The sequence below is a fragment of the Gordonia zhenghanii genome (genome assembly GCF_021738965.1).
GTDB classification, from domain to species: Bacteria; Actinomycetota; Actinomycetes; order Mycobacteriales; family Mycobacteriaceae; genus Gordonia; species Gordonia zhenghanii.
In genome coordinates this window covers 658,080-680,785 of the sequence record NZ_JAKKOQ010000001.1, presented here as the reverse complement: position 1 = coordinate 680,785, position 22,706 = coordinate 658,080, and the positions used below count along the sequence as shown (strand labels likewise).

Here is a 22,706-nt window from a genome sequence, read left to right as displayed (position 1 = left end):
TTAAGAAGGTTGGAAACGGCGGAAGCGGTACAAAGTGGCAGCGATGGCGCCGGAGACGAGGGCGGCGAACCACACGGCGAGAGCGGTGATCGCCGCGATCCAGGTCGAGGTGCTGGGCGACGGGGCGGGCGCGGCGCCCGGGATCGCGAACAAGCGGAGATGGTTGGTCGTGACGACTTCGTCGGCGTGAGCCGCGAGTTGCGGCGGCGCGCTCGACTCCTCGCTGACCACCCAACCGACGCCGAGTGCGGCGAGAGCGGCGGGATCGCCGCCGGCGTCGAGGGCAGTGACGACATCGGCGGTCCGTCCGGTCGGTGCATCGAGTGGCTCGCCGTCGACGATCAACGTCCCGTCGACCATGACGGGGGCGTCGATCATCCGGGGGAGCACGGACAACGACGGTCCGTGCGTCCACGACAGATTCCGGACCGTCTCAGTCGGCCAGAGAGCGACCGACGTCCCGCCGCCGTCGCCGATCGCCTCGGTGACCTCCGCGTAGTCGGCAGGGATCTCGATGGATCGGACGTGACCGCCGACACCCCACGCGAGGTCGGGCAGCGGCGCGACGATCAGGAGTCCGACGGCGGCTGCCGCGAACCCGCCCGGGACCAGCCGACGGAGCGCGCCGACGGCTGCCGCGCAGGCGATCGCGGTGAACGGGGCCGCCAACGCCAGGTATTTCTGCGCATCACGCAGCAGTCCTGCGCCCGGAACGTGAGTCATCAGCGCATCCATCACGCTCAGACCGGGGCCCGTCGAGGCGAGCGTCACGAGGAGGACGACGGTCACGGCGAGTAGGCCGAGCGCGAGGACCGGGCCCGTCGGCTCGCGGCGCTCCCGCAGCAGGGCGAAGGCTCCGGCCGCGACCACGGCGAGGAAGACGACCGTGGCGACGGCAGCCCACCAAGAGGATCGGCTGCCGGGCACGGCGTCGGCGTTCCAGATCCCGCCCAGGCCGAGAGCCGTGCCGAGAGAACCGAGGCCAGGTTCGGACCGCAGAGCGAATGCGCTTGCGCCGCCCGATGATCCGGCCGAGTCGGACACTGCCGCCGCGACGAGCCAGGGCGACGCCGTCACCACCCAGCCGACCAGGCACAGCAGCGTCGTGCGCAGCCCCGGGCGCACCGCGATCGCAGTCACGGCCGCGACCGCCAGCGCCAGAATCGAACCGGTCGGCGTGAATCCTGCGACCGCGAACAGTCCCACGAGGATCAGGATCGGCCGCAGGGAACGCTCGCGCGCGAGGTTCAGGACGGCCAACACGATGGGGCCGAGCGACGCGTACCCGATCAGCAGGCTCCAATGGCCCTGCAGAAGCCGTTCGGCGACGAACGGATTCCAGATCCCGACGACCGCCGCGACGACCGCGCCCGCGGTGCCTGCGTGCGGCACGAGGCGCCGCGCGAGCAGACCGTATCCGACGCCCGCACCGAACACCGCGGCCGTCGTCAGGAGCGCGAGGACCCAGCCGCCGTCGACCACACGCGACGCCAGCCCGAGGAACGCGTCCTGTGGGACGGCGCGCGGGGCGGAGCCGTCGATGCCGAATGCGGCAGCCGACAGCGAGAACTGCGGCACCGAGACGGCGTCGCGGTATACGAGAAAGCCGGGAAAGAGCGGCCCACAGATCAGCGCGGTGAGAAGGGCGCTGATCAGGTAGAGCATCGGATCAGTAGTGGAAGGTGTCGGTGGAGGCGTGCGACTGGTCGGAGACGCCGTAGTCCTTCGACACGATGTTGTACGAGCGTGCGAGGTCGAGGATCTTCGTCGCCCGCGCGATGCGCGGCAGGTCCGAGCCGTTGCGGATCTCGCCGCCGTCGGCCTCGAACTCGGTGAAGAACTCGCGTGCCCAGCTGATGTCGTCCAACGAGGGCGACAGGCCGTCGTTGACCGCCGCACACTGGTCGGGGGTGAGGCAGATCTTGCCGGTCATGCCGAACTCGGAGCTGACGGCCGTCGCCTCGTTGAGCTTGAGGGGATTCGATCCGACAGTCGGCCCGTCGATGGCCGACGGCAGACCCGCGGCCTTCGCCGCGATGGTGAACCGTGAGCGAGCGTAGGCGAGCGTCGTCGGATTGTCGCCGAAGCCGGTGTCGCGGCGAAAGTCGCCGATGCCGAAGGCCAGGCGGAACGTGCCCTTGGCCGATGCGATCTCGGTGATGCGCTCCAGTCCGCGCGCGGTCTCCACGAGTGCGACCACCGGGATGTTCGGCAGACGCCGCGCCGTCTCCGTCACATGGTCGACGGATTCGACCATCGCGAGCATGACGCCGCCGATCGACGTCGACGCGAGGGCGTCGATGTCCGCCGACCACCACGGAGTGCCGAAACCGTTGATGCGCACCCAGTCCGCGTGTCCGGCGCCCAACCAACGCAGCACGTTGTCGCGCGCGGTGTCCTTGTCCTTCGGCGCCACGGCGTCTTCGATGTCGAGGACCACGATGTCGGCGCGCGAATGGGACGCGGCTTCGAAACGGTCGTGCTGGGCGCCGTTCACGAGCAGCCAGCTGCGCGCGAGTACCGGGTCGATCCGGGATCCGATGTCGGTGGGATCGGGCGCGGTGAATTCGGTGTCGTACATCGACTCTCTGCCTGGTGTAGTGCTCTACGGGTGGTCCGGCGGATGCCGCCGCGCAAGTCTACCCGCCGGTACGGGCACACTGGTTCCATGACGATCACCGCGCGTGCGCAGCGGCCGGGTGGCTCCGTGCGCGCACTCGGCGCGGTCACCGTCGGGACATTGCTGGCGAACCTGCTCGCCTACGTCGTGCAGGTTCCAGCGAGTCGTGTGCTGGGACCCGACGGCTTCGGCGAGTTCTCGGTTCTCAACGCGGCGATGCTCGTCCTCTCGGTGCCTGCCCTGGCGCTGCAGGCCGTGGTTGCTCGCGAAGTGGTGACGGGAACGTCGCGCCGTCGTCTGTGGCGATTGACCGGCGTCGTCGGCGTGCTCGTCGCGATCGGCTCCGCGGTCGGCGTCGGGGTGATGATGCAGATCGCGCACACGTCCTGGTCGACGACCCTCGCCGCGTTAGCCGGAGCTGCACCGCTGGCAGTCATTGCAGGCGGGCAGGGTTTCCTCCAAGGCACCGGGAGATTCGGTCTCCTGGGCGGCGTCCTCGCCGGAGTCGGCGTCGCCAAATCGGTTCCGGTCGTCGTCGCGCTCGCCCTGGGCGCAGGACCGACCGGCGCGCTCGCTGCGGGGACCGTCGGCACCGTGATCGCTGCGGTCGCCGTCGCAGGCGTCGCGGTCGGCGGCACCCGCGCTACCGATGCCGGTCGGTCTCCCAGCGACGGCCGGGCCCGCCCACCGGTCTCGATGGTCGACGTGCTGTCGGCGTCGAGCGTCCAGTTCGTGATGATCGTCGCGGTGTCGGTGGATCTGCTGCTGTCCCGGGCGGTCCTGTCTGCAGACGACGCCGGTGTGTACGCGTTGGGCGCCGTCGCGACCAAGGCCGCGTTCTGGTTGCCGCAGGCGATCGGCGTCGTCGTCTACCCTCGGTTGGCCGATCCAGTCCGATCCGCCGACGCGCTGCGTCGTGCAGTAGGGGTGCTCGCCGCAATCGGGTGCACCGTGACCGTTCTCGCCGCGGCCTGCGGCCCGCTTGTTCCGGTGGTGATCTCGGACGATTACCGACCGGTCGCCGCGTGGATGTGGCTGTTCGCGCTGACTGGATCGCTGCTCGCTGTGCTGCAGTTGATGCTGCTGGCCGCGATCGCGCGTAACCGCGCACGTGGCGCCGTTCCGGCCTTCGTGGCGCTCGTCGTCGAAGTGGTGTTGATCGTGACCGTCGCCGACTCCGTGGTCACGCTCGCGACCATCGCGGCGGGTGCGGCCGCGGTCGCCGTTGTCGCGACGTGGGCATGGGTTCGGTCAGCCGACGGCTGACTTTCGAATCCCGCCCCTACCGGCGTCGCCGATCACGCACCGTGACGACGATCCCGAACGCCAGCGCCGCGAGTCCGAGTGTGCCGAACACGATCGGCAGGATCAGCGTGGTCAGGACGACGGGCCAGTCGCGAGACGATGCGGCGTCGGCTGCGTCCTGGAGGCTCTCCCGATCGCTGCGCACCGTCGTGTCGACGTTGGTGAGGACGAAGTCGGCGAGCTCCGGTGAGTTCGATGCGATCGTCGGGGTGAATCGGTACTCCTCGACGATCCGGACCCGCTCGTCGATGATGACGCCCGTCGTCTCGTCGACGAACAGGTCGCGTTCGGACCGGTGGTGCAGGGTCGCCGTCAACGGCCGGTCAGGGCGGATTCCGGGGAACGTGCCGAACCACGACGCGGGTCGCGTGATCACCGCGCGCGTGTCGGACCGGGACAGGTCCGTGTCGGGGATCGACGCCGTGAAATGCAGGGTCTCCCGGCCTGCGATGGTCTCGGTGCCCTTGCGCACCAAAGGAACCGAGGTCCGGCTCACGATGTCGAAGTACCGCAGGTCCGAACCGGAGAACTCGAAAGGCAACAGATACGTGAATCCGGTCCGGTCCGGGAGTTGCACGGCCCCCTTCTCGTCGTCGTACTGGACCTCGGACGGCTGCCCGGTGGGCAGGGCGGTGCGGCGGTCGATCGTCACCCGGTCGATCGTCGCCGCCAGCGTCTGTTCCTTGCACACGTCGTCGGCGTCCACCGACTTCCCGTCGACGCTGTACTCGCTGACACCGAGCGACGTGCCTGCCTGCAACGTGACCACGTCCGAGTCGGCCGGGCGGACCGCGACGATGCGTCGTCGCTGCTGGACTTGAGCGTCGAGCACCTGCGCGTGCGGCTCGTCGATGGAGCAGCGGTTCAACACGCGTGAGCCGTCCGAGCCGTCGGCGACCCACGTCAGATCCACGTCGAGGGGCACCTTCTTCAGCGACTCGCCGACCACCGGGCCCACCGCGATCGCCGCGGCCAACAGCAGCGCACCGAGGAAGAACGCCACCGGTGCCAGCAGATCTCGCGCACGCAGACGGGGCGACGGGGTCTCGGTCATGTCGTCGACTGTAGGGCACGCTCCTGAGCGGGACGGTTACTGTGTACCCGACGATGAATGACCGGACATGACAGCTGCGAGTGCGCCGACCAGGCGCTTCTATCCGCAGCTCGAGGGGATGCGAGCCGTCGCCGCACTGGGCGTCCTCACCACGCACGTCGCCTTCCAGACTCGATCACTGCACTGGCCGGTGATCGGCCCCGTACTCGGCAGGCTGGACCTCGCCGTCGCGCTGTTCTTCGCGTTGAGCGGGTTCCTGCTGTGGCGGCCGTACGCGAGCGCGGCCCGCGGCCAGAACGACCCGCCGAACGTGCGCCGCTATCTCCGTCACCGATTCGTCCGCATCTGGCCCGCGTACGCGATCGTCGTGACCGCGGTCCTGTTGCTGCTGCCGCAGGCGCGCGACGCGTCACCGACCGTGTGGATCGCCAACCTGACGCTCACCCAGGTGTTCGTCCCGCTCACCCTGGCGTCCGGACTCACCCAGATGTGGAGTCTGTCCGTCGAGGCCGCGTTCTACCTGCTGCTTCCACTCATCGGGTACGGGCTGCTCGCGCTGCGGGGGCGACGTGCGCGTCGACGGATCCCGTTGATCCTCGGCGTCAGCGCGCTCAGCCTCGGGTGGGCGTGGCTGGCGAACCTCCTGCCGCTCGCCGCGGGCGTCGAGGGCAAGAACTGGGTCTTCGGGCATCTGCCGTGGTTCGCGGCCGGATTCGTCCTCGCGGAGATCGTCGCCGCTGTGCGCGCCGGAGAGATCGATACGGCGTCGCCGATCATCCGGGTGTCGACCAATCGGCCGCTGATGCTCGCGGTCCTGGTGATCGCCTACGGCCTCGCGTCCACACCGCTCGCCGGTCCCGTCGGCCTCGCGCCCATGAACGATCCGCAGTACGCGGCCAAGATGCTGCTCGGCGGCCTCGGCGCGTATGCGATCCTCGCGCCGCTCGTCCTGCGCGACGACCGGTTCCGGTTCCTCGACTCGCCGGTCATGGCCGCCCTCGGACGGTGGTCGTACGGCATCTTCATCTGGCACGTCGCCGTACTCGCCTCGGTGTTCGGCCTGTTCGGGATCCCCTCGTTCGACGGGCACTTCGTCAGTGTCTGGCTGCTGACCGTCGTCGTCACCGTGCCGGTGTCGGCCGCGAGCTACACGTTCGTCGAAGAACCGTGTCGCCGAGCCCTCGCTCGGCGGGAGAAGCGGGGGAGCCACGCCGAGAACAGGGCCGCGGACACTGCGACCAGTGCTGCCGACTGAGGCAGGACGTCGTACCCGGAATAGTCGGTCCCCGAATTCCACGGACCAGTCGCGAGCGCGACCGTCGCGACCGACATGGCGCCGAAGACCAGCGTGACGCGCGTCGTGGGCGAGGCATAGGCCACGAAGACGCCCGTGACCACTGCTATCGCCAGACCCCACGGTCCGGTCAGCAGATAGGCGGCGGCGAGCGGTGAGGCGGCCGCGAGAGCGAGGCGGAGCGGGGTGTCGACTTCGGTTCTCCTGAGCGGGGTCTCGGCTGCGGTTCTCCTGATCGGGGTCTCGACTCCGGTTCTCCTGAGCGGAGTCGAAGGGCTCGACCGGCGGGAACGGCTTGACCGGCGGGAACGGCTCGACCGGCGGGAAGGGCTCGACCGGCGGTGAGGGCTCGACCAACGGTGAGGCCGCGGGAGGAAGGCCGCGGCGAACAGGGCGGAGACGAGGAGGAAGCCGACGAGCAGGGCCCAGCGGTACGGGGTGTCCGGGTCGAAGGTCAGGGCCACGGTCCCGGCGGCGCCCGCGGGGACGATCCACCCCTGCTGCCAGCCGTTGACGACGACCGACTCCAGTTCGTCGCCGTCGATGCGGGCGTGCCAACCGGGGTTGGTGCTCTCCGGGACCGACAGGATCCGGGGCGAGTCGGCGGCGTGGACGAGCACGTCACGTGACGTCGCGTCCCACGATCCGGTCCGCGCGGGCACGCTCTCGCCGACCGTATCGGGGCCGGACGTGCGGAGTTCCAGCGAGTCGACGGTGAATGCGTCGCCCGGGTTGGCCGTCACTTCCTGCTCGCCCGCAGGCAGTCGCAGCGGGGTGCCGGGGCACACAGTGGCGACGACCGGGTCGCCGTCGCGCAACGCCCGCGCCGTCGTCGACACCTGCAGTCGCTGGACTCGTCCGCCCGCTGACAGGCCGAGACCGAGGGGGCCCTGTGGATCGGTTCCGCACCCGATGACGATCGGCCGGTCCAGATCGGGGGACGGTGCCGGCACGGTCGGCAGCACCGCGATCTCGGCGATGCCCGCGGGCGACTGCCGGGCGAAGCCGAGGTCGTTGACGTCGATCAGATCGCTCGTCTCATCGACCGTCACGACGATCCGATCCGTCCGCGCGGGTGTCAACTGCACGGTCCCGTCGTCGCGGACCCGGACGGTCTGTTCGTCGTCGCCGAGGTCGACCCTCACCCGGGTGGGTCGCGCTGGATAGTCGTCCGGGAGCGTCAGCTTCAACGCGGACACCGTGCGCACGGTCGGCAGATGCAGGGTGAGGGACGGTTTCGTCGGCTTCTTCTGGCCGGTCGCCGTCGGCGTCTCGGGTGCGGTCCACACGGTGCGAGGATCGCCGTCGACGGCAGCCGAAGCGTTGCCGCGCGGGTCGGTGACGTTCGACGCGCCATCCGCGGCGACGACGCCGGGGCTCGCCAGGAGGTCATTGAGGGCTCCGCCTGCCTTCGGCCGCAGCACGACGCTCGGCGTCACCTCGGTGTCGGTCGGAACGGAGAGGGTGCGTCCGAACGCTCCGGGCGCCTCTGGTGCGATTCCGAGCGTCGGGGCGCATCGGACGCGGTCGTCGTCCCACACGCATTCGGCGCGGCTGCCCAGCTCGTTGTGCAGCACCCACGCGTCGACGCGGTCCGCTGCATCGAGTTCGGGGAGAACCACACGGTGTCGGACCGAGTAGTCCAGTCCGGTGTCGGCATCCGAGAGGGTGACGTCGGCGAGCGCGAACTGGTTGCCAGCCGTGTCGTTCGAGGTGCGCGTCGCGCGGATCTCCACGCGCTTCGTCTCGCCTGCGGGCGCGACGATCCTGGTGGGGACCCCGGGTTCCACATCGGTGACCACCGTGCTGCCCGCATCTGTGGTCACCAGCAGCGACGATACGTCGGGGCCGAGCGCTTTCGCCGTCGTCACCGTCAACGCAAGGCCTCGGCGCGGCTGCGTGAACTCGAGTGCGACCCACCGCCCGACCGCGGACTCGAGGCCGCGGCTGACCCACGCGGTGTTCGCGTCGCCGTCGAACGCCGCCGTCGTCGATGCGGCGGGCACCGTCCGGCCCGGCTGGGTCGCGTCTGCCGCCGAGCCCGACGAGGTGACCCGCACCTGTCCCGGTTGGTTGTTGAGCAGCCATTGGCCCTGGACGGGCGCCGCGCCGTCGACGGGGTAGTCGGCGACGGCGTTCTTGGTCAGCCGCGGATCGCCGGGCGCTCGGATCGACGACGAGTGGTCGTCGACGCGACCGAAGTCGGTCTCCCGGTCGGCGGGAGTGTCGGTGACGGTCCGTCCTGGTCCGTCGCCGACTCCGGCGCGACGGGCGTCCGGCGTGAGGAGCGCGGTCCCGAGCGCAGGGCGGCCGGTGCGGGCTCGGGCCTCGTTGATCGCGGCGAGCGACTCGGGGCCGCCGTCGACGCGCGGCGCCTCGTCGAGGGGAGTCAGCAACGGCCCCAACGAGCGACCCGCCCCGACTCGATAGACGGTCACCGCGGGCATCGTCGGACGCAGACCGTCGTCGAGGACCACGCCGTCGACGGTCGGCGGAGCCACCTCGGGGCCGAACTGGGCGACCCGATCGACGCCGGGTGAACGGCGCAGAGCGTCGGCGACGACGATCGGTCGCGCCGACCGTGACGTCTTCGGGTCGAGGTCGGCACGCAGTACGACGTACCCGACGCCTTGCGCGGTCAGCGTGTCGGCGAGTGCTGCGGAGCCGCGTCCCGACACGAGTGCGCGCTGAACGGAGTCCATCGCGCGGATAGCGCCCGGCGGCGTCAACGGGATCGCGTCGCGCACCGCCCACGGAGCGTCCGATAAAGCTTGGAGTGGTTCGTCGCGGGTCAGGCCCCAGATCTGGTCGGCGAACGGGGCTCCCGGGACGACGAGGGCGCGGGAGTCGTCGGCGTGCTCGTCGAGCCAGTCGGCCGTCTGGTGCCAATAGTCAGGAATCGCGTCATAGCTGGACGCCGGTGCGATTCCGCCCGTCCAGGCCAGCGAACCGGTGCCGAACGCCGCCGTCACGACAACCATCGCCGCGACTGCCGGACGAGCCCAGCCGTTGGCCTTCGACGGCGCCGCGGCCAGCGCGTGGAACGGCACCCGCCCGAGCAGATGTGCGACGCCGACGACCAGTGGCAGTCGGACCAGCGGCTCGAACTTGTGGACGTTGCGCAGCGCTGCGCCGCTGCCGTCGAGGAAGCTCCGCACGGTCTCGGCGATCGGCGAGCCGAGCGCGCCCGGGTAGCCCAGGCAGATGCATGCGAGGCCGATCACCAGTAGGACCAGCCACCGTCGGCGGTGGGGCATCGCGCGCATGGTGAGTCCGGCGAGTCCCGCTGCCGCCAGCACTCCGGTCGCGAGGACGGCCGCCGACTCGGACACGAGTACGGCGCCTGCCGCGCGCTCGCCCGAGACGAACGGCGTCCACGACGACGTCCCGCGTAGCACCTCGGTCAGCGATGTCCACTCGGTGGTGACCTGAGCGGACTCGATGAAGTCGAGGAACGGCGGCGACACCCGCGCCGACATCAGCAGTGGAACCACCCACCACAGGCAGGCTGCTGCGAGAGCCGGAATCCAGAAGCAGGCGAACCGCAGGCCGATTCGGCGACGATCCCGATCGTGCGAGGCGGTGGCTGCGAGCCACCACAGGACGGCGACGCTGACCGCTGCGCCGGTCGCGACGGCGTTGACCGCGCCCATCAACGCGACAGCGCACGCCGATCGTGCGGCCTCCCGCCATGCCTGCCTCGTCGACCCAGTGCTCGTAGACCCAGAGTCGAGTACGCGGATCACCGGCAACAGCACCCACGGCGCCAGCATCAACGGCAGCGTCTCCGACGAGATGGTGCCGATGGTCGTCAGGACGCGCGGTGACGCGACGAACACGCAGGCGGCGATCAGGCGTGAGCCGAACGATCCGATTCGCAGTGCTTCGGCCACGCGGACGACGCCGACGAACCCCACGGTCAGCAGGACGGCCCACCAGAGCCGTTGGATCACCCACGGTGGGACGTGCGCGAGATCGCCGAGCGCGAAGAACGCGCCGTGCGGGAACAGGTATCCGTAGGCCTGGTTCTGGATCTGACCCATCGGCATCGTCGACGACCACAGGTGAGTGGCCCGCGCGAGGAAGCCGATCGGATCGGCCGTGAGGTCGAGTTTGGTGTCCGGAGAGATCGTGCCGGGTGCCTGCCAGAACGACACGAGCGTGAGGATCAACGCGGTGACGCCGATGCCGCGTCGCGTGAGAAGCCGGTCGTGACTCACTGATCTGCCAGGACTTGTCGGGACGTCAGGAGTCGGATGTCAGGGGTCTGGACGTCAGGAGTTGTCGGCCCCGGAGCCGCCGCGGGAACCGTATTCGACGGAGCCCTGAACGAACCCGTCCTGGCTGTTGAAGCTATTGACGTCGGTCGCAGGCTTCGTCTCAGAGGCGAGCACACCGCCCAGAAAGACGCCGCCGACGCCGACGACTACGCCGACGACCGCGGCGATAATCCCGTAGATCAACCGGTCGCGAACCATGAAGCACAAGGTACCACCCGAGAATCGGAGGCTCGGCGTGCGAAACTGGTCGCATGCGCGCTTCTCGTCGCTTCATCGCCGCCGTCACGGCTGCCGGCCTGTTGTCGGCCGCCGCCTGCAGCAGTTCCGAACCGGAGGCCGCACCGCCGTCGTCGACGACGACCACGACCGCGCTGTCGAGCCATACGTCGACGCCAGCGAGCACCTCGGCACCTCAGGCCTGCGGCGCATCGGACCTGAAGTCGATGTCGTTGCGGGACAAACTCGCTCAGCTTCTGGTCGTCGGCGTCACCGGGGCGGCAGACGCGAAGCAGGTGGTGTCCGAAGAGCACATCGGCGGCGTGTTCGTCGGCAGCTGGAGTGATCTCGGCATGCTCTCCGACGGATCCGTGAAAAGACTGTCGAAGGCGCAGAAGTATCCGCTGATGGTGACCGTCGACCAGGAGGGTGGCCGTGTGAGCCGTCTCTCTCAGCTGGGCATCGACATGCCGTCCGCCCGCGTTCTGGCCCAGACCAAGACGCCCGCTCAGGTTCGCGCCCTGGCGAAGGACGCAGGCCAGGACATGCGCAAGCTCGGCATCACCGTCGACTTCGCGCCGAGCACCGATGTCAGCGACGAGGACGACGACGAGGTGATCGGCGATCGCTCCTTCTCGAACGATCCGGCCGTCGTCGCCGAATACGCGGAAGCCTTCGCGAAGGGTCTCGAAGACGCCGGGATCATGCCCGTCTACAAGCACTTCCCGGGACACGGCCACGGATCGGGCGACTCGCACACCGGAAACGTGCAGACGCCGCCGCTCGACTCGCTCATCGGAAGCGACTTGGTCCCGTACAAGACTCTGTTGAAGGATCCGGGCGACGCAGGCGTGATGGTCGGTCACCTGATCGTCCCCGGCCTGACCGGTCCGGAGACGCCGTCGAGCATCAGTCCGCGCGCGATCGGCATGCTCCGCAAGGGAACGCAGTACGGCGGAGTCCCGTTCGACGGCGTCGTGTTCTCCGACGATCTGTCCGGGATGAAGGCGATCAGCGAGAAGTACCCGATCGAGGTCGCGGTCCGGAAGGCGATCAACGCGGGATCTGACGTCGCGCTGTGGCTGACCACGGACAAGGTCGGCTCCGTCCTCGACTCGCTCGAGAAGGCGGTGGCCGGCAAGAAGCTGTCGCGAAAGCGTGTCGACGAGTCGGTCGTCCGCATCCTCCGCGCTAAAGGCGTGATCACCTGCTGACGCAACTTACTGGATGGTAAGTTCGAAGGCATGGTGAGCGGGACGAAGCGGCTGCCCCGTGCAGTCCGCGAGCAGCAGATGTTGGACGCGGCGATCACGGTGTTCGCCGAGCACGGTTACTCCGACAGTTCGATGGATGCCATCGCCGCGCAGGCGCAGATCTCCAAACCGATGCTGTACCTCTACTACGGCTCCAAAGACGAACTGTTCAGTGCGTGCATCGCGCGCGAGTCCGGTCGCTTCCTCGACGCGATGAGCGCAGGATTCGATCCCGAACTGCGACAACGTGATCAGGCGCGGACGCTGGTCCGCGAATTCCTGCGATACGTGTACGAGAACGCCCAGTCGTGGCGCGTCCTGTACCGCGTGTCGATCGGGACCGCGGCGTTCGCCGACGTCGTCATCGAGAGCCGTCAGGCGATCACCCGGATGATCACGGACCTGATCCGCCGCGGCACCACCGTCGAGGGTGCACGGGACATCGACTTCGAGCTCACCGCGGTCGCGCTGGTCGGTGCGGGCGAGGCCGTTGCCGACCGCATCTCCGACGGCGACATCGACCTCGACGACGCCACGGAACTTCTGCTCGGCATCACCTGGCGCGGTCTCGTCGGCGTCGGCTCGTCGTTCGACGACGAATCCTGAAGACCTGAAACGACTTCGGCACTTTCTTTCGGCCTGGCGCCGAAAGAAAGTGCCGAAGTCTTTATAGCTGGAGGCTCAGCCGCGGGGACGAACTGTCGCCGTCAGATGCGGATAGCCCTTCTTGCGGTTGAGCAGCGACACGTCATAGCCGCCGTCGACCGCGGTGATGTACTCGTTAACCTTGGCGGGCAACAGGATCGGTTTGCCGAAGCGCACCGAGTAGGTGACTGCGCCGGGCAACGAGCCTTCGACATTCGCCAGGGCCGTCGCCGCCGACCACATGCCGTGCGCGATGGCCTGCGAGAAACCGAAGGCCTTGGCCGACAGATCGGCCATGTGGATCGGATTCCGATCGCCGGAGGCCTCCGCGTACTTCCTGATGAGACCCAGGTCCACCGAGACGATCCGGTCGGGCGGCGGCGGAGTGGCGTCCTTGGGGGCCGGGCCGCGTTCGCCACCGGACAGGCTCGTCCGCTGCTGCTTGAGGAACGTGCTGGTCTGGACTGCGACGCGTTCACGACCGACGAAGAACTCGGAGACCATGTCGACGAGGATGCCCTTGCGGTGCTCGCGCAGGTTCTCGGCGTGCGTCTCGACGGTCAGCGGCTCGTCGACGCCGATCGCGCGGAACCGCTCGATCGTGTTCTCGACGTGCACCGATCCGATAGCTCCCAGCGGGAACTTCGGGTCGACCATCACCGTCATCGCCAGCGGGAACGACAGTACGAACAAGTACGTGACCGGGACCGTCGCGCCGAACGGCAGTCCAGTCGCGTGGCAGTACCGCTGCAGTTCGCCGCGGTCGATCGTGATGTTCTCGAGCCGGTAGACGGTGTCCGGAACGGCGGCGTCCGCGGCGACATGAGCCGGTTTGCCGATGACCGGCAACATGGCGCCGACGGCCTTCGGGTAGATCGTCGCCGGTCCGGGGACCGAGGTGAGGGTGACGGTGGACATCAGGCGCCCAGCAGGCTCTGGCCGCACACGCGGACGACGTTGCCGGTGACCGCGTTGCTGGCCGGGTTCGCGAAGTAGGCGACCGTCTCGGCGACGTCCACGGTCTGACCGCCCTGCTGCATCGAGTTCATGCGACGGCCCGCCTCACGGGTGGCCAGCGGGATCGCGGCGGTCATCGCCGTCTCGATGAACCCGGGAGCGACCGCGTTGATCGTGATGCCAGCCTTGGCCAGGATCGGGGCGTAGGTGTCGACCAGACCGATGACGCCTGCCTTCGAGGTGCCGTAGTTGGTCTGGCCGCGGTTGCCCGCGATGCCTGCGATCGACGAGACGTCGATCACGGCGCCGCCCTCGCGGAGAGCCTTGCGCTCGACGAGCTCGTTCACGAGAGTCTGCGGAGCGATCAGGTTGACGCCGATCACCGAGTTCCAGCGGCCCGAATCCATGTTGGCGAGCAGCTTGTCGCGGGTGATGCCTGCGTTGTTGACGATGATGTCGAGGCCGCCGTGACGCTCGAGGACATGCTCGGCGATCTTCTCGCCCGCGTCGTCGGCGGTCACGTCGAGCGGCAGTGCGGTGCCGCCGACCTTGTTCGCGGTCTCCGACAGGGCCTCGCCTGCAGCCGGGATATCGGCGGCGATCACGTGGGCGCCGTCGCGCGAGAGGACCTCGGCGATGGTGGCGCCGATGCCGCGGGCTGCACCGGTGACCAGCGCGACCTTGCCTGCGAGCGGCTTGTCCCAGTTCTCGACCGCAGTGCCCGCGGCGTCGCCGACGCGGATCACCTGGGCGTCGACGTACGCGGACTTGCCCGACAGCAGGAAGCGCAGTGTCGACTCGAGGCCCGACAGGCCGGTCTTGGCCTTGGGGGAGACGTAGACGAGCTGGGCGGTCGCACCGTTGCGGAGTTCCTTGCCGAGCGAACGCGTGAAGCCTTCGAGCGCACGCTGCGCGACGTGCTCGTCCGGGGTCTTGGTCAGCTCAGGCGTGGTGCCGAGGACGACGAGGCGAGCGGAGTTGCCGGTCGAGCGCATGATCGGGGTGAAGAACTCGAACAGCTGCTCCAGTTCGGCGGGCTTGGTGATGCCCGTCGCGTCGAACACTGCGGCGCCGAGCTTGTCTGCGCCGCGGCCGGTGGTGTTGTTCTCGACGAGAGCGTAATCCTCGCCTGCGGAGAGGATCTCGCGGATCGGCTCGACGAGGCGGCCGGAACCGCCCAGCTGCACCGGGCCGCCCAGCGGCGCCTTCGACGCCGAGTAGCGGCGCAGGGTCGGGGGCTGGGGGAGACCGAGCTGGCCAGCGATGAAGCCGCCCGGGCCGGAGTTCACGAACGATGAGTAGAGATCGGTACTGCCTGCCACGACGGACTCCTTTGATGGGTCGAATACTTTTCGAGTCGGTACCTGTGTGGTGACCATAAGCGGACACCGGTGAGTCGGGTATCGCTGCGCGCTGTGACGTTCGCCGCACAATCTACCTGCGTCGTCGCACTTCTCGCGGATACCGCCTCGATCATGTGCTCGCCCCGGTCACCGGGGTCGACAATGAACTTACTCTGGAGTAAGAATGATGACAAGAAACGGTCCCATCAGGCAGGGCTAAGGGCGCTGCCGTTTTCACACAGGAGATCCCAGTGGCCTCGTACACGCCTAAAAAGCCCGAACCCCGCAAGCCTCGTCCGGTCGCCATCCTCGGCGGCAACCGCATCCCCTTCGCCCGTCAGGACCGCGGCTACGCGACGGTCAGCAACCAGGAGATGTTCACCGCAGCTCTCGAAGGCCTGATCAGCCGCTTCAACCTGCAGGGCGAACAGCTCGGCATGGTGGCCGGCGGCGCCGTGCTCAAGCACTCGCGCGACTTCAACCTGATCCGCGAGTCGGTTCTCGGCTCGAGCCTGTCGGCGTACACCCCGGCATTCGACCTGCAGCAGGCCTGCGGCACCGGCCTTCAGGCGATCACCGCAGTGGCCGACGGCATCGCGAGCGGGCGATACGACGTGGCAGTCGGCGGCGGCGTGGACACCACGTCCGACGCCCCGATCGCCGTCTCCGACGACCTTCGCCGTCAGCTCCTCGAGGTCAACCGGGCCAAGAGCACCGCAGACCGCATCAAGGCCGCTCTCGGCCTGGCTCCGAAGCTCGGCATCGAGATCCCGCAGAACGGCGAGCCCCGCACCGGCATGTCGATGGGCGATCACGCCGCCATCACCGCCAAGGAGTTCGGAGTCAAGCGCGCGGACCAGGACGAGCTCGCGGCCGCCAGTCACCAGAAGATGGGCGCGGCGTACGCCCGCGGCTTCTTCGACGACCTGGTGACGCCGTTCAACGGCCTGACCCGCGACGAGAACCTGCGTCCTGACTCGTCGGTCGAGAAGCTCGCCACGCTCAAGCCGGTCTTCGGTGTGAGCCTGGGCGACGCGACGATGACCGCGGGCAACTCGACCCCGCTCACCGACGGTGCGTCGACCGTGCTGCTGGCCAGCGACGAGTGGGCCGCAGAGAAGAAGCTCCCGGTTCTGGCGTACCTCGTCGACACCGAGACCGCCGCCGTCGACTACGTCAACGGTCCCGACGGCCTGCTGATGGCTCCGACGTACGCGATCCCGCGCCTGCTGGAGCGCAACGGACTCACTCTGCAGGACTTCGACTACTACGAGATCCACGAGGCGTTCGCGTCGGTGGTGCTCAGCACCCTCGCGGCCTTCGAGTCGGACGAGTACTGCCGTGAGCGGCTCGGCCTCGACAAGGCGCTGGGATCGATCGACCGCAGCAAGCTGAACGTCAACGGCTCGTCGCTCGCGGCAGGTCACCCGTTCGCTGCGACCGGCGGCCGCATCATCGCGCAGGCCGCGAAGCAGATCAAGGAGAACGGCGGCGGTCGCGCCCTCGTCTCGATCTGTGCGGCAGGGGGCCAGGGCGTCACCGCCATCGTCGAAGGCTGATCTGCTCGCGGCTGAGTGAGTGACAGACACGTTCGCCGGTCCGACCACACGGTCGGGCCGGCGAACTGCATCTGCAGGTGAGGTTTCTCACCTGACGGCGATTTCGCTTGGCGCCACGAATCAAGGGCTTGATTCAATGGTCGGCATGAGTGTTCAGAGCGAGGCGACGAGGTCGCAGTCAGACGAGAGTCCGAAGCAGAGAACCGGACCGATCGCTGCGGTCGCCTGCGCGGGAATCTTCGTCGGTTACCTGCCGATCATGGCGGCGACCGTCGGGCTGTCGGAGATCGCGCGACAGACTCAAGCCAGTGCATCCGACCTCGAGTGGGTCGTGTCGATGCTCGTCCTCCCGATGGCCGCCCTCATCCTGGCGTTCGGCGCGTGGGCCGAGAAGTGGGGACGCCGCCGGGTGCTCGTGATCGGACTCGTCCTCGCGTTGATAGGCGGCCTCGTTGCTACCTCCGCAGGGTTGGTCGACGGCGGCAACGCCATCTATCTGATCTGGGTCGGGCAAGGACTCGCAGGTGCAGGCGCCGCCGCGCTGATTCCGACGACATTGGCGATCATCAGCGTCGCCGAACCTGATCACCGTCGACGCGCTGTGCTCATCGCTGCCTGGTCGGGTGCGATGATGGCGGCGATGGCGGTCGCCGTGTACGTCTCGGCCGCGATCCTCGACTCGGTGGCCTGGTACTGGCTGTTCATTCCCGTTGTCGTCGCTGCTGCCCTCGTGCTCGTGTTCGGCGTGCGGTTTGTTCCGGAGAGTCGCGGCGGCGACGGCACGTCGATGGACGTTCCCGGACAGATCCTCACCGCAGTCGGTGTCGCTGCACTCGTATACGGCGTGATCAACGGCGGTGCAGAAGGATTCTCGAGTGTGAACTCGTCGGTGGCGTTCGTGGTCGCGGTCGTGGCGTTCGGCGGGTTCATCGTCGTCGAACTGCGATCCGATGCGCCCCTGCTCGACCTCCGCGTGTTCGCCAACGTCAACTTCTCGATGTCGGCGCTGGTCGCGACGATCGCGATGTTCGCGTATCTCGGCGTCAACTTCGGTCTCGCGCTCTACTTCAGTGCCCTCGACCTGAGCCCGATGGCAGTGGCGAACCGATACATCTTCCTCATCGGCGGGTCGGTCCTGGGCTCGAACATCGCCGGTCGTGCGCTGCACCGTTTCAACGCTCAGTCCGTTCTCGCCTCAGCCTGCGGATGGACCGCGGTGTCCATGCTGCTCCTGGCGTTCATCGACAACGACGCGCCCGTCTGGCAGTCCGATCTGCGCCTGATCCTCACGGGCATCGGGATCGGCGGGGTGTTGGCCACTGTCACCGCGGCAGCCGTCAACGCCGTCCCGTTCCGTCAAGCGGGAATGGCGAGTGCTGCGATCAACGCCGTTCGACAGACGGGTGGCGCGCTCGGACCGGCGGTCTTCTCGATCATGTCCGCGTCCTGGGCGATCAGTGCGTTGCCCGACAAGCTGACTGACGCGGGTGTCGACGGCGCACAGTCAGCGGCCGTCCAGCAGACGGTGGACGCACAGGGCATCCAGCACGGCGGGGCCGTCGCGCAGGCTCAGTTCCCCGACCTCGAGCTCCACGGCGCACTGAGTGCTGCCCAACTGCACGGATTCAGCCTGACCGCGATCGCGGCGGCCGTCGTGTTCGGCATTCTGTGCACCGGTTGCACCGCTCTGCGGGTCGTCGGACGTCGGTCCGCGGCCGAGGAGACCGTGAGCCTGCCGTGACCCGACTGTCCTCAGGGAACGCCGACGACCCGGCCTTGAAGTTCGCGCTCATGATCCGCGATCTCGACTTGGCGCTGTTCCGCAAGGCTGCGCCCGGTCTGGCCGAGCTCGGGCTGTCGCAGGCACAGATCCCGGTGCTGGCTGCGATCGACGAACTGCCGGGCAGTACGGGTTGCGAGCTGGCGGAGGCCACGCACGCGACGCCCCAGGCGGTCAGTCAAGTGCTGACCAGGCTCGCCGAATGCGGAATGGTGCGTCGAGAGTCGCTCGGCGGGCGGGCGATGGGGCACCACGTCACAGACGACGGGCGGACGGCGCTGCGCGCGGCGCGCACGAGACTCGCGAGCCTCACCGAGAGTTTCCTCACCGGACTCGACGAGGACGAGCGACGCGTCATGATCGACGCGATGTGGCGAGTCCTGCAGATGATGACAGGCGATGACCAGGACGAAGCTGACGTGTGACGTCTATCGGGAAAAACCTTCGCCGAGTGTGTAACGTCCATCGAACTCGGAGCTATAGACCTGGTAGCTCCGGCTGAACCGCCAGACCCCCGACCCGGCGGTTCAGCCGGAGTCTTGCTATCCGCATATGATCGAACTGCTGTGAAATTACGACGACGCGAACGCCGCGCGGGCGCCCGATGGTGGATCGTGCGAGGACTCCTCGCCGCGATCCTGCTCGTCGGCCTCGGATTCGCTCTCGACTACGCGCTCGGACACGGTAAGACCGCTCGCGGTGTGCACATCGCCGAATTCGATCTCGGCAATAAGACAGATGCGCAGGCGCGGGAGATCCTGAACCGCCTCGACGTCGTCGCCCACGGACCGATCACGGTGCGGACGTCGTCGGGGACGGCGACTATCGACCCGCAGACATTGGGCGCCAAGTTCGACGTCGACGCGACGCTCGACGTACTGAAGACGCAGCCGCGTAACCCGCTCACCAGGGTGTCTGCATTGTTCGGCGCTCGCCGCGACGTCCATCCCGTGGTCCGCATCGACCGCGCCGCGTTCGACGCCGCCCTCGACAAACAGAAGCCGGTCCTCGAGAAGGCCGCCGTCGAAGGGGGAGTGCACTTCGACGGCATCACGCCGGTCGCCGAGTACCCGGCCAAGGGGATGCGGATCGATCGCGACTCGGCGTTGCACTCAGTCGAGGACGAATGGCTCGCAGGCGGACCGATCGATTTGGCCATGGAGCCGTTCTCGCCGACGGTGTCAGCGCAGACGGTCGACGCCGTCGTCGCCGATCAGGCTCGCACGGTCACGTCGTCGCCGGTCCGGCTGGACGGTCGCGGTCGGACGATCTCGGTGGATCGTCGGGATCTCGGCGAACTCGTCAGCTTCGTGGCCGACGGCCGCGGCGGACTGAAGCCGCGGGTCGACCGCGCGGAGGCCAAGAAGGTACTCGGCGATCGCACGGCGCCGACCGAATCCGAGGCGGTCGATGCGACGTTCCGGATGTCGGGTGGGTCGCCCCAGGTCGTGCCGTCGAGCGACGGAGCCCGAGTCGACTGGCGCAAGACGGCGTCGACGATCGCCACGGCGGCCCTCGCCGACGACCGTTCCGAACAGCTCCCATACAAGATCCGTAAGCCGTCGCTCGACACCGCCGCGGCGCGGAAGCTCGGTGTCACCGAGGTGGTCTCCGAGTTCACCACCGGCGGTTTCAGTGGACCGTCGGGTGAGAACATCCGGCTCGTCGCAGACGAGGTGGACGGCGCCGTCGTACTGCCGGGAAAGACCTTCTCGCTCAACGGCTACACGGGCACGCGTGGGACGGCTCAGGGATATGTCGAGTCGGGAATCATCGACCACGGACGGCCGTCGAAAGCCGTCGGTGGCGGTATCTCCCAGTTCGCGACCACTCTGTACAACGCCGCGTACTTCGCGGGGCTCGAGGACGCAGGCCACACCGAGCACGCCTACTACATCTCCCGGTATCCGGAAGCGCGCGAGGCGACGGTCTTCGAAGGGCTGATCGACCTGCAGTTCACGAACAACACGTCGCACGGGATCTACATCGAGACGCAGTGGTCGTCGTCGAACATCACCGTGCGGATGTGGAGCACCAAGACGCTGGACGTCGACTCGGTGACCGGCCCGCGAGTCAACGCGACCTCTCCGGAAGTAGTGAACGTGCCGGCGGGCGACGACTGCGTCCCGAGTAGCGGCGCGGGCGGTTTCACCGCCTCGGACACCCGGATCATCAGTGACCACAAGTCGGGCAACGAGATCTCCCGTCACACCCGCACGGTGAAGTACGCTCCGGAACCCATCGTCCGCTGCCGCTGATCGAGCCCAACTGACGCTGATCGAGCGGAGCGCCGTCCTGAGCGAGCGAAGCGAGTCGAAGGGTCGAGATCCCTACCGCTGATCGCGCCGCCACCCACCCTGTGTCGCCTGTCACCGATTAGTTAAGCTCCGAATATGGAACTCACTGGATCAAGTGCAATCGTCACCGGTGGCGCGTCCGGCATCGGCGCGGCATCGGCCCGCCGTCTCGCCGCACGAGGCGCCAAAGTCGTCATCGCCGACCTCAAGGCCGAAGACGGCGAGGCTCTCGCCAAGGAGATCGGCGGCGTCTTCGTCTCCGTTGACGTCACCGACACCGAGCAGATCGAAGCTGCCGTCAACAAGGCCACCGAGCTCGGCCCGTTGAAGGCCGTCGTCAACTCGGCTGGCATCGGTTGGGCGCAGCGCACCGTCGGTCGTGACGGCGAATTCGCGTCCGCTCACAACCTGGACCTGTACAAGAAGGTCATCGCGATCAACCTGATCGGCACGTTCGACTCGGTCCGCCTGGCCGCCACCGCAATGAGCCGTAACGAGCCGAACGAGAACGGTGAGCGCGGCGCGATCGTCAACCTCGCCAGCGTCGCGGCGTTCGACGGCCAGATCGGTCAGGCTGCGTACTCGTCGTCGAAGGGCGGCGTCGTCGGCATGACCCTGCCGGTTGCGCGTGACCTGTCGGCAGTCGGCATCCGCGTCAACTGCATCGCTCCCGGACTCATCAACACCCCGATCTACGGCGAAGGCCCGGACGCGGAAGCGTTCAAGGCGAAGCTCGGCGAGAGCGTTCTCTTCCCGAAGCGCCTCGGTCTGCCGGACGAGCTCGCCTCGATGGTCGAGGAGCTCATCACCAACTCCTACATGAACGCTGAAGTGATCCGCGTCGACGGCGGCATCCGGATGCCACCGAAGTAGTTCGGAACCAGCCGAACACCTAGAATGGCCGCCGCTGTCTCGACAGCGGCGGCCATTCGTATTTCATGACAACTGCCAGCCCGCGTGCGCGGCGCGCTCGTGCCAGCCCGGAGGGATCCACCCGGCCGTGATGAATTGCGGGTGCTGTGCGTGTCGGGCTCGTGCCCAGATCGTGAATGCCAGTTCAGCCCAATCAGATTCGAGGATCCACGCGATCGGTCCGTCTACCGACTGGCCCGCGAACTGAACCTGGCCGGGGCCCACCAACGTCATGGAGTGGATAGAGCCGAAGTCCCACTGGAAGTACTTGTACGGTGTCGCGAAATGAAGGTGGTGAGTGCTGACCCAGCCGACGGCGCCGGTGCCGAAGACGAAGCCGTTCTGGTGCACGTACGATCCGTTGCCTGCAGCCTCGAAGTTGTACAGGCGAAAGACGCCCTGGGCGAGCGCCCGTTCATCCCGCGCGAGCGCGAAGGGAGTGCCGAGCTGCGGCAGACTACTGAAGTCGCCGCGTTCGATGACCTGATTGATGTGGGCGGTGTGCCAGATCGCGATGTCGTGAGCGTGAAGATTCTGCGGCGGCTGCATTCGGTCGTTTCCTCGGGTGTCGTGCGCGCGGACGGTGTCTCCTCGTACTGCCTGGAGGCTATCGAAGCCCTCTGACTGCAGAACGCACGGTGCCCGGGGGGCGGCGCCCGATACGCTTGCGGCATGCGAAATCTGGTGCTGTCAGTGATCGGTGACGACCGTCCGGGCCTCGTGTCGGCGTTGGCCGACGCCGTCGCGGGGAACGGCGGAAACTGGGAGCGGAGTCAGCTCACACAGCTGGCCGGAAAGTTCGCGGGGATCGTCGTCGTCGCGGTGCCTGCCGAACGCGAGGACGGGCTCGTCGCGGCCGTCACCGGACTCGACGGTCTTCTCGAGGTGGCCGTCCACTCGGGCGGTGGCGGAGCCTCCCAGGACGACGAGTGGTCAGCGATGCGGATCGAACTGCTCGGGACGGACCGGGCGGGCATCGTCCACGAATTGTCGACGGCGTTGAGTCGGAGCGGAGTGACGATCGAGAAGCTGACGACCGGCACCCGCGACGCGCCCATGGCCGGCGGGACGCTGTTCGAGGCGACGATCGAGGTGCGGGTCCCGCCGAGCGCGGAGCTAGCCGAGATCCGCGCCGATCTGGAGCGCATCGCCGCCGAACTGCTGGTCGATCTCGAGTTCGACACCGAATAG

The 22,706-nt window shown here is 68.1% G+C and carries 18 protein-coding genes; 10 read left to right on the top strand and 8 right to left on the bottom strand.

The window, feature by feature from the left end; all coding sequences use genetic code 11:
• Positions 1-1,665 (bottom strand): MmpA family trehalose lipid delivery protein, encoded by a 1,665-nt coding sequence (locus tag L5G32_RS03030; protein WP_237009518.1) that lies wholly within the window; start codon positions 1,663-1,665, stop codon positions 1-3.
• 4 nt (positions 1,666-1,669) lie between these two features.
• Positions 1,670-2,581 (bottom strand): HpcH/HpaI aldolase/citrate lyase family protein, encoded by a 912-nt coding sequence (locus tag L5G32_RS03025; RefSeq protein ID WP_237009517.1) that lies wholly within the window; start codon positions 2,579-2,581, stop codon positions 1,670-1,672.
• Positions 2,582-2,668: 87 nt separating this feature from the next.
• Between L5G32_RS03025 and L5G32_RS03020 the strand changes: the two genes are divergently transcribed.
• Positions 2,669-3,886 carry a lipopolysaccharide biosynthesis protein gene (locus tag L5G32_RS03020; protein WP_237009516.1) on the top strand — a complete coding sequence of 406 codons (1,218 nt, stop codon included), beginning with the start codon at positions 2,669-2,671 and terminating at the stop codon, positions 3,884-3,886.
• A 16-nt stretch (positions 3,887-3,902) separates the two neighbouring features.
• On the opposite strand, the gene pgfA is transcribed toward L5G32_RS03020, so the two are convergent.
• Complete coding sequence (pgfA, locus tag L5G32_RS03015; protein WP_237009515.1) at positions 3,903-4,979, bottom strand: cell envelope lipid trafficking protein PgfA; 1,077 nt, start codon at positions 4,977-4,979, stop codon at positions 3,903-3,905.
• A 67-nt stretch (positions 4,980-5,046) separates the two neighbouring features.
• On the opposite strand from pgfA, the gene L5G32_RS03010 reads away from it, so the two are divergent.
• Positions 5,047-6,234, top strand: coding sequence for an acyltransferase family protein (locus tag L5G32_RS03010; protein ID WP_237009514.1), 1,188 nt, complete (start codon positions 5,047-5,049; stop codon positions 6,232-6,234).
• Here L5G32_RS03010 and L5G32_RS03005 read toward each other — a convergent pair.
• The gene (locus L5G32_RS03005) at positions 6,126-10,493 is read right to left on the bottom strand and encodes an alpha-(1->3)-arabinofuranosyltransferase (protein WP_237009513.1); all 4,368 of its coding nucleotides are present in this window, start codon (positions 10,491-10,493) and stop codon (positions 6,126-6,128) included. The two genes, L5G32_RS03010 and L5G32_RS03005, sit on opposite strands and share 109 nt — an antisense overlap.
• A 54-nt stretch (positions 10,494-10,547) precedes the next feature.
• Entirely contained in the window at positions 10,548-10,751 is a 204-nt protein-coding gene (locus L5G32_RS03000) for a DUF2613 family protein (protein ID WP_237009512.1), read from the bottom strand.
• A gap of 53 nt (positions 10,752-10,804) precedes the next feature.
• Between L5G32_RS03000 and L5G32_RS02995 the strand changes: the two genes are divergently transcribed.
• Together L5G32_RS02995 and L5G32_RS02990 are read left to right on the top strand one after the other, a co-directional pair.
• A complete protein-coding gene (locus tag L5G32_RS02995; RefSeq protein WP_237009511.1) occupies positions 10,805-11,983 on the top strand; it encodes a glycoside hydrolase family 3 N-terminal domain-containing protein in 1,179 nt (392 codons plus the stop codon).
• A gap of 30 nt (positions 11,984-12,013) precedes the next feature.
• A complete protein-coding gene (locus L5G32_RS02990) occupies positions 12,014-12,628 on the top strand; it encodes a TetR/AcrR family transcriptional regulator (protein WP_237009510.1) in 615 nt (204 codons plus the stop codon).
• A 75-nt stretch (positions 12,629-12,703) separates the two neighbouring features.
• Here L5G32_RS02990 and L5G32_RS02985 read toward each other — a convergent pair whose 3' ends face one another.
• A complete protein-coding gene (locus tag L5G32_RS02985; RefSeq protein ID WP_372491622.1) occupies positions 12,704-13,585 on the bottom strand; it encodes a MaoC/PaaZ C-terminal domain-containing protein in 882 nt (293 codons plus the stop codon).
• The gene (locus L5G32_RS02980; protein WP_237009509.1) at positions 13,585-14,946 is read right to left on the bottom strand and encodes a 3-oxoacyl-ACP reductase; all 1,362 of its coding nucleotides are present in this window, start codon (positions 14,944-14,946) and stop codon (positions 13,585-13,587) included. Before L5G32_RS02980 ends, L5G32_RS02985 begins: the two co-directional genes overlap by 1 nt.
• 272 nt (positions 14,947-15,218) lie before the next feature.
• Here L5G32_RS02980 and L5G32_RS02975 point away from each other — a divergent pair, with 272 nt between their 5' ends.
• The 5 genes from L5G32_RS02975 (at position 15,219) to L5G32_RS02955 (ending at position 21,476) form a co-directional block, all read left to right on the top strand.
• Positions 15,219-16,526, top strand: coding sequence for an acetyl-CoA C-acetyltransferase (locus L5G32_RS02975; RefSeq protein ID WP_237009508.1), 1,308 nt, complete (start codon positions 15,219-15,221; stop codon positions 16,524-16,526).
• A 145-nt stretch (positions 16,527-16,671) separates the two neighbouring features.
• On the top strand, positions 16,672-18,267 hold the full coding sequence (locus L5G32_RS02970; protein WP_237009507.1) for an MFS transporter: 1,596 nt from the start codon (positions 16,672-16,674) through the stop codon (positions 18,265-18,267).
• Positions 18,264-18,731: a MarR family winged helix-turn-helix transcriptional regulator gene (locus L5G32_RS02965; protein ID WP_237009506.1), complete on the top strand. Its 468-nt coding sequence runs from the start codon at positions 18,264-18,266 to the stop codon at positions 18,729-18,731. The genes L5G32_RS02970 and L5G32_RS02965 overlap by 4 nt, the downstream gene beginning before the upstream one ends.
• A gap of 141 nt (positions 18,732-18,872) precedes the next feature.
• On the top strand, positions 18,873-20,564 hold the full coding sequence (locus L5G32_RS02960; protein WP_237009505.1) for a VanW family protein: 1,692 nt from the start codon (positions 18,873-18,875) through the stop codon (positions 20,562-20,564).
• Between the two features lie 135 nt (positions 20,565-20,699).
• Positions 20,700-21,476, top strand: coding sequence for an SDR family NAD(P)-dependent oxidoreductase (locus L5G32_RS02955; protein WP_237009504.1), 777 nt, complete (start codon positions 20,700-20,702; stop codon positions 21,474-21,476).
• A 63-nt stretch (positions 21,477-21,539) separates the two neighbouring features.
• Here L5G32_RS02955 and L5G32_RS02950 read toward each other — a convergent pair whose 3' ends face one another.
• Complete coding sequence (locus tag L5G32_RS02950; RefSeq protein WP_237009503.1) at positions 21,540-22,064, bottom strand: hypothetical protein; 525 nt, start codon at positions 22,062-22,064, stop codon at positions 21,540-21,542.
• A gap of 123 nt (positions 22,065-22,187) precedes the next feature.
• Here L5G32_RS02950 and L5G32_RS02945 point away from each other — a divergent pair, with 123 nt between their 5' ends.
• Positions 22,188-22,706: a glycine cleavage system transcriptional repressor gene (locus L5G32_RS02945; protein ID WP_237009502.1), complete on the top strand. Its 519-nt coding sequence runs from the start codon at positions 22,188-22,190 to the stop codon at positions 22,704-22,706.

Bases quoted from the DNA above. Each gene is read 5' to 3' on its own strand.
- L5G32_RS03030 (WP_237009518.1), bottom strand. From the start codon at position 1,665: ATGCTCTACCTGATCAGCGCCCTTCTCACCGCGCTGATCTGTGGGCCG.
- L5G32_RS03025 (WP_237009517.1), bottom strand. From the start codon at position 2,581: ATGTACGACACCGAATTCACCGCGCCCGATCCCACCGACATCGGATCC.
- L5G32_RS03020 (WP_237009516.1), top strand. From the start codon at position 2,669: ATGACGATCACCGCGCGTGCGCAGCGGCCGGGTGGCTCCGTGCGCGCA.
- pgfA (WP_237009515.1), bottom strand. From the start codon at position 4,979: ATGACCGAGACCCCGTCGCCCCGTCTGCGTGCGCGAGATCTGCTGGCA.
- L5G32_RS03010 (WP_237009514.1), top strand. From the start codon at position 5,047: ATGACAGCTGCGAGTGCGCCGACCAGGCGCTTCTATCCGCAGCTCGAG.
- L5G32_RS03000 (WP_237009512.1), bottom strand. From the start codon at position 10,751: ATGGTTCGCGACCGGTTGATCTACGGGATTATCGCCGCGGTCGTCGGC.
- L5G32_RS02995 (WP_237009511.1), top strand. From the start codon at position 10,805: ATGCGCGCTTCTCGTCGCTTCATCGCCGCCGTCACGGCTGCCGGCCTG.
- L5G32_RS02990 (WP_237009510.1), top strand. From the start codon at position 12,014: ATGGTGAGCGGGACGAAGCGGCTGCCCCGTGCAGTCCGCGAGCAGCAG.
- L5G32_RS02985 (WP_372491622.1), bottom strand. From the start codon at position 13,585: ATGTCCACCGTCACCCTCACCTCGGTCCCCGGACCGGCGACGATCTAC.
- L5G32_RS02970 (WP_237009507.1), top strand. From the start codon at position 16,672: ATGAGTGTTCAGAGCGAGGCGACGAGGTCGCAGTCAGACGAGAGTCCG.
- L5G32_RS02955 (WP_237009504.1), top strand. From the start codon at position 20,700: ATGGAACTCACTGGATCAAGTGCAATCGTCACCGGTGGCGCGTCCGGC.
- L5G32_RS02950 (WP_237009503.1), bottom strand. From the start codon at position 22,064: ATGCAGCCGCCGCAGAATCTTCACGCTCACGACATCGCGATCTGGCAC.
- L5G32_RS02945 (WP_237009502.1), top strand. From the start codon at position 22,188: ATGCGAAATCTGGTGCTGTCAGTGATCGGTGACGACCGTCCGGGCCTC.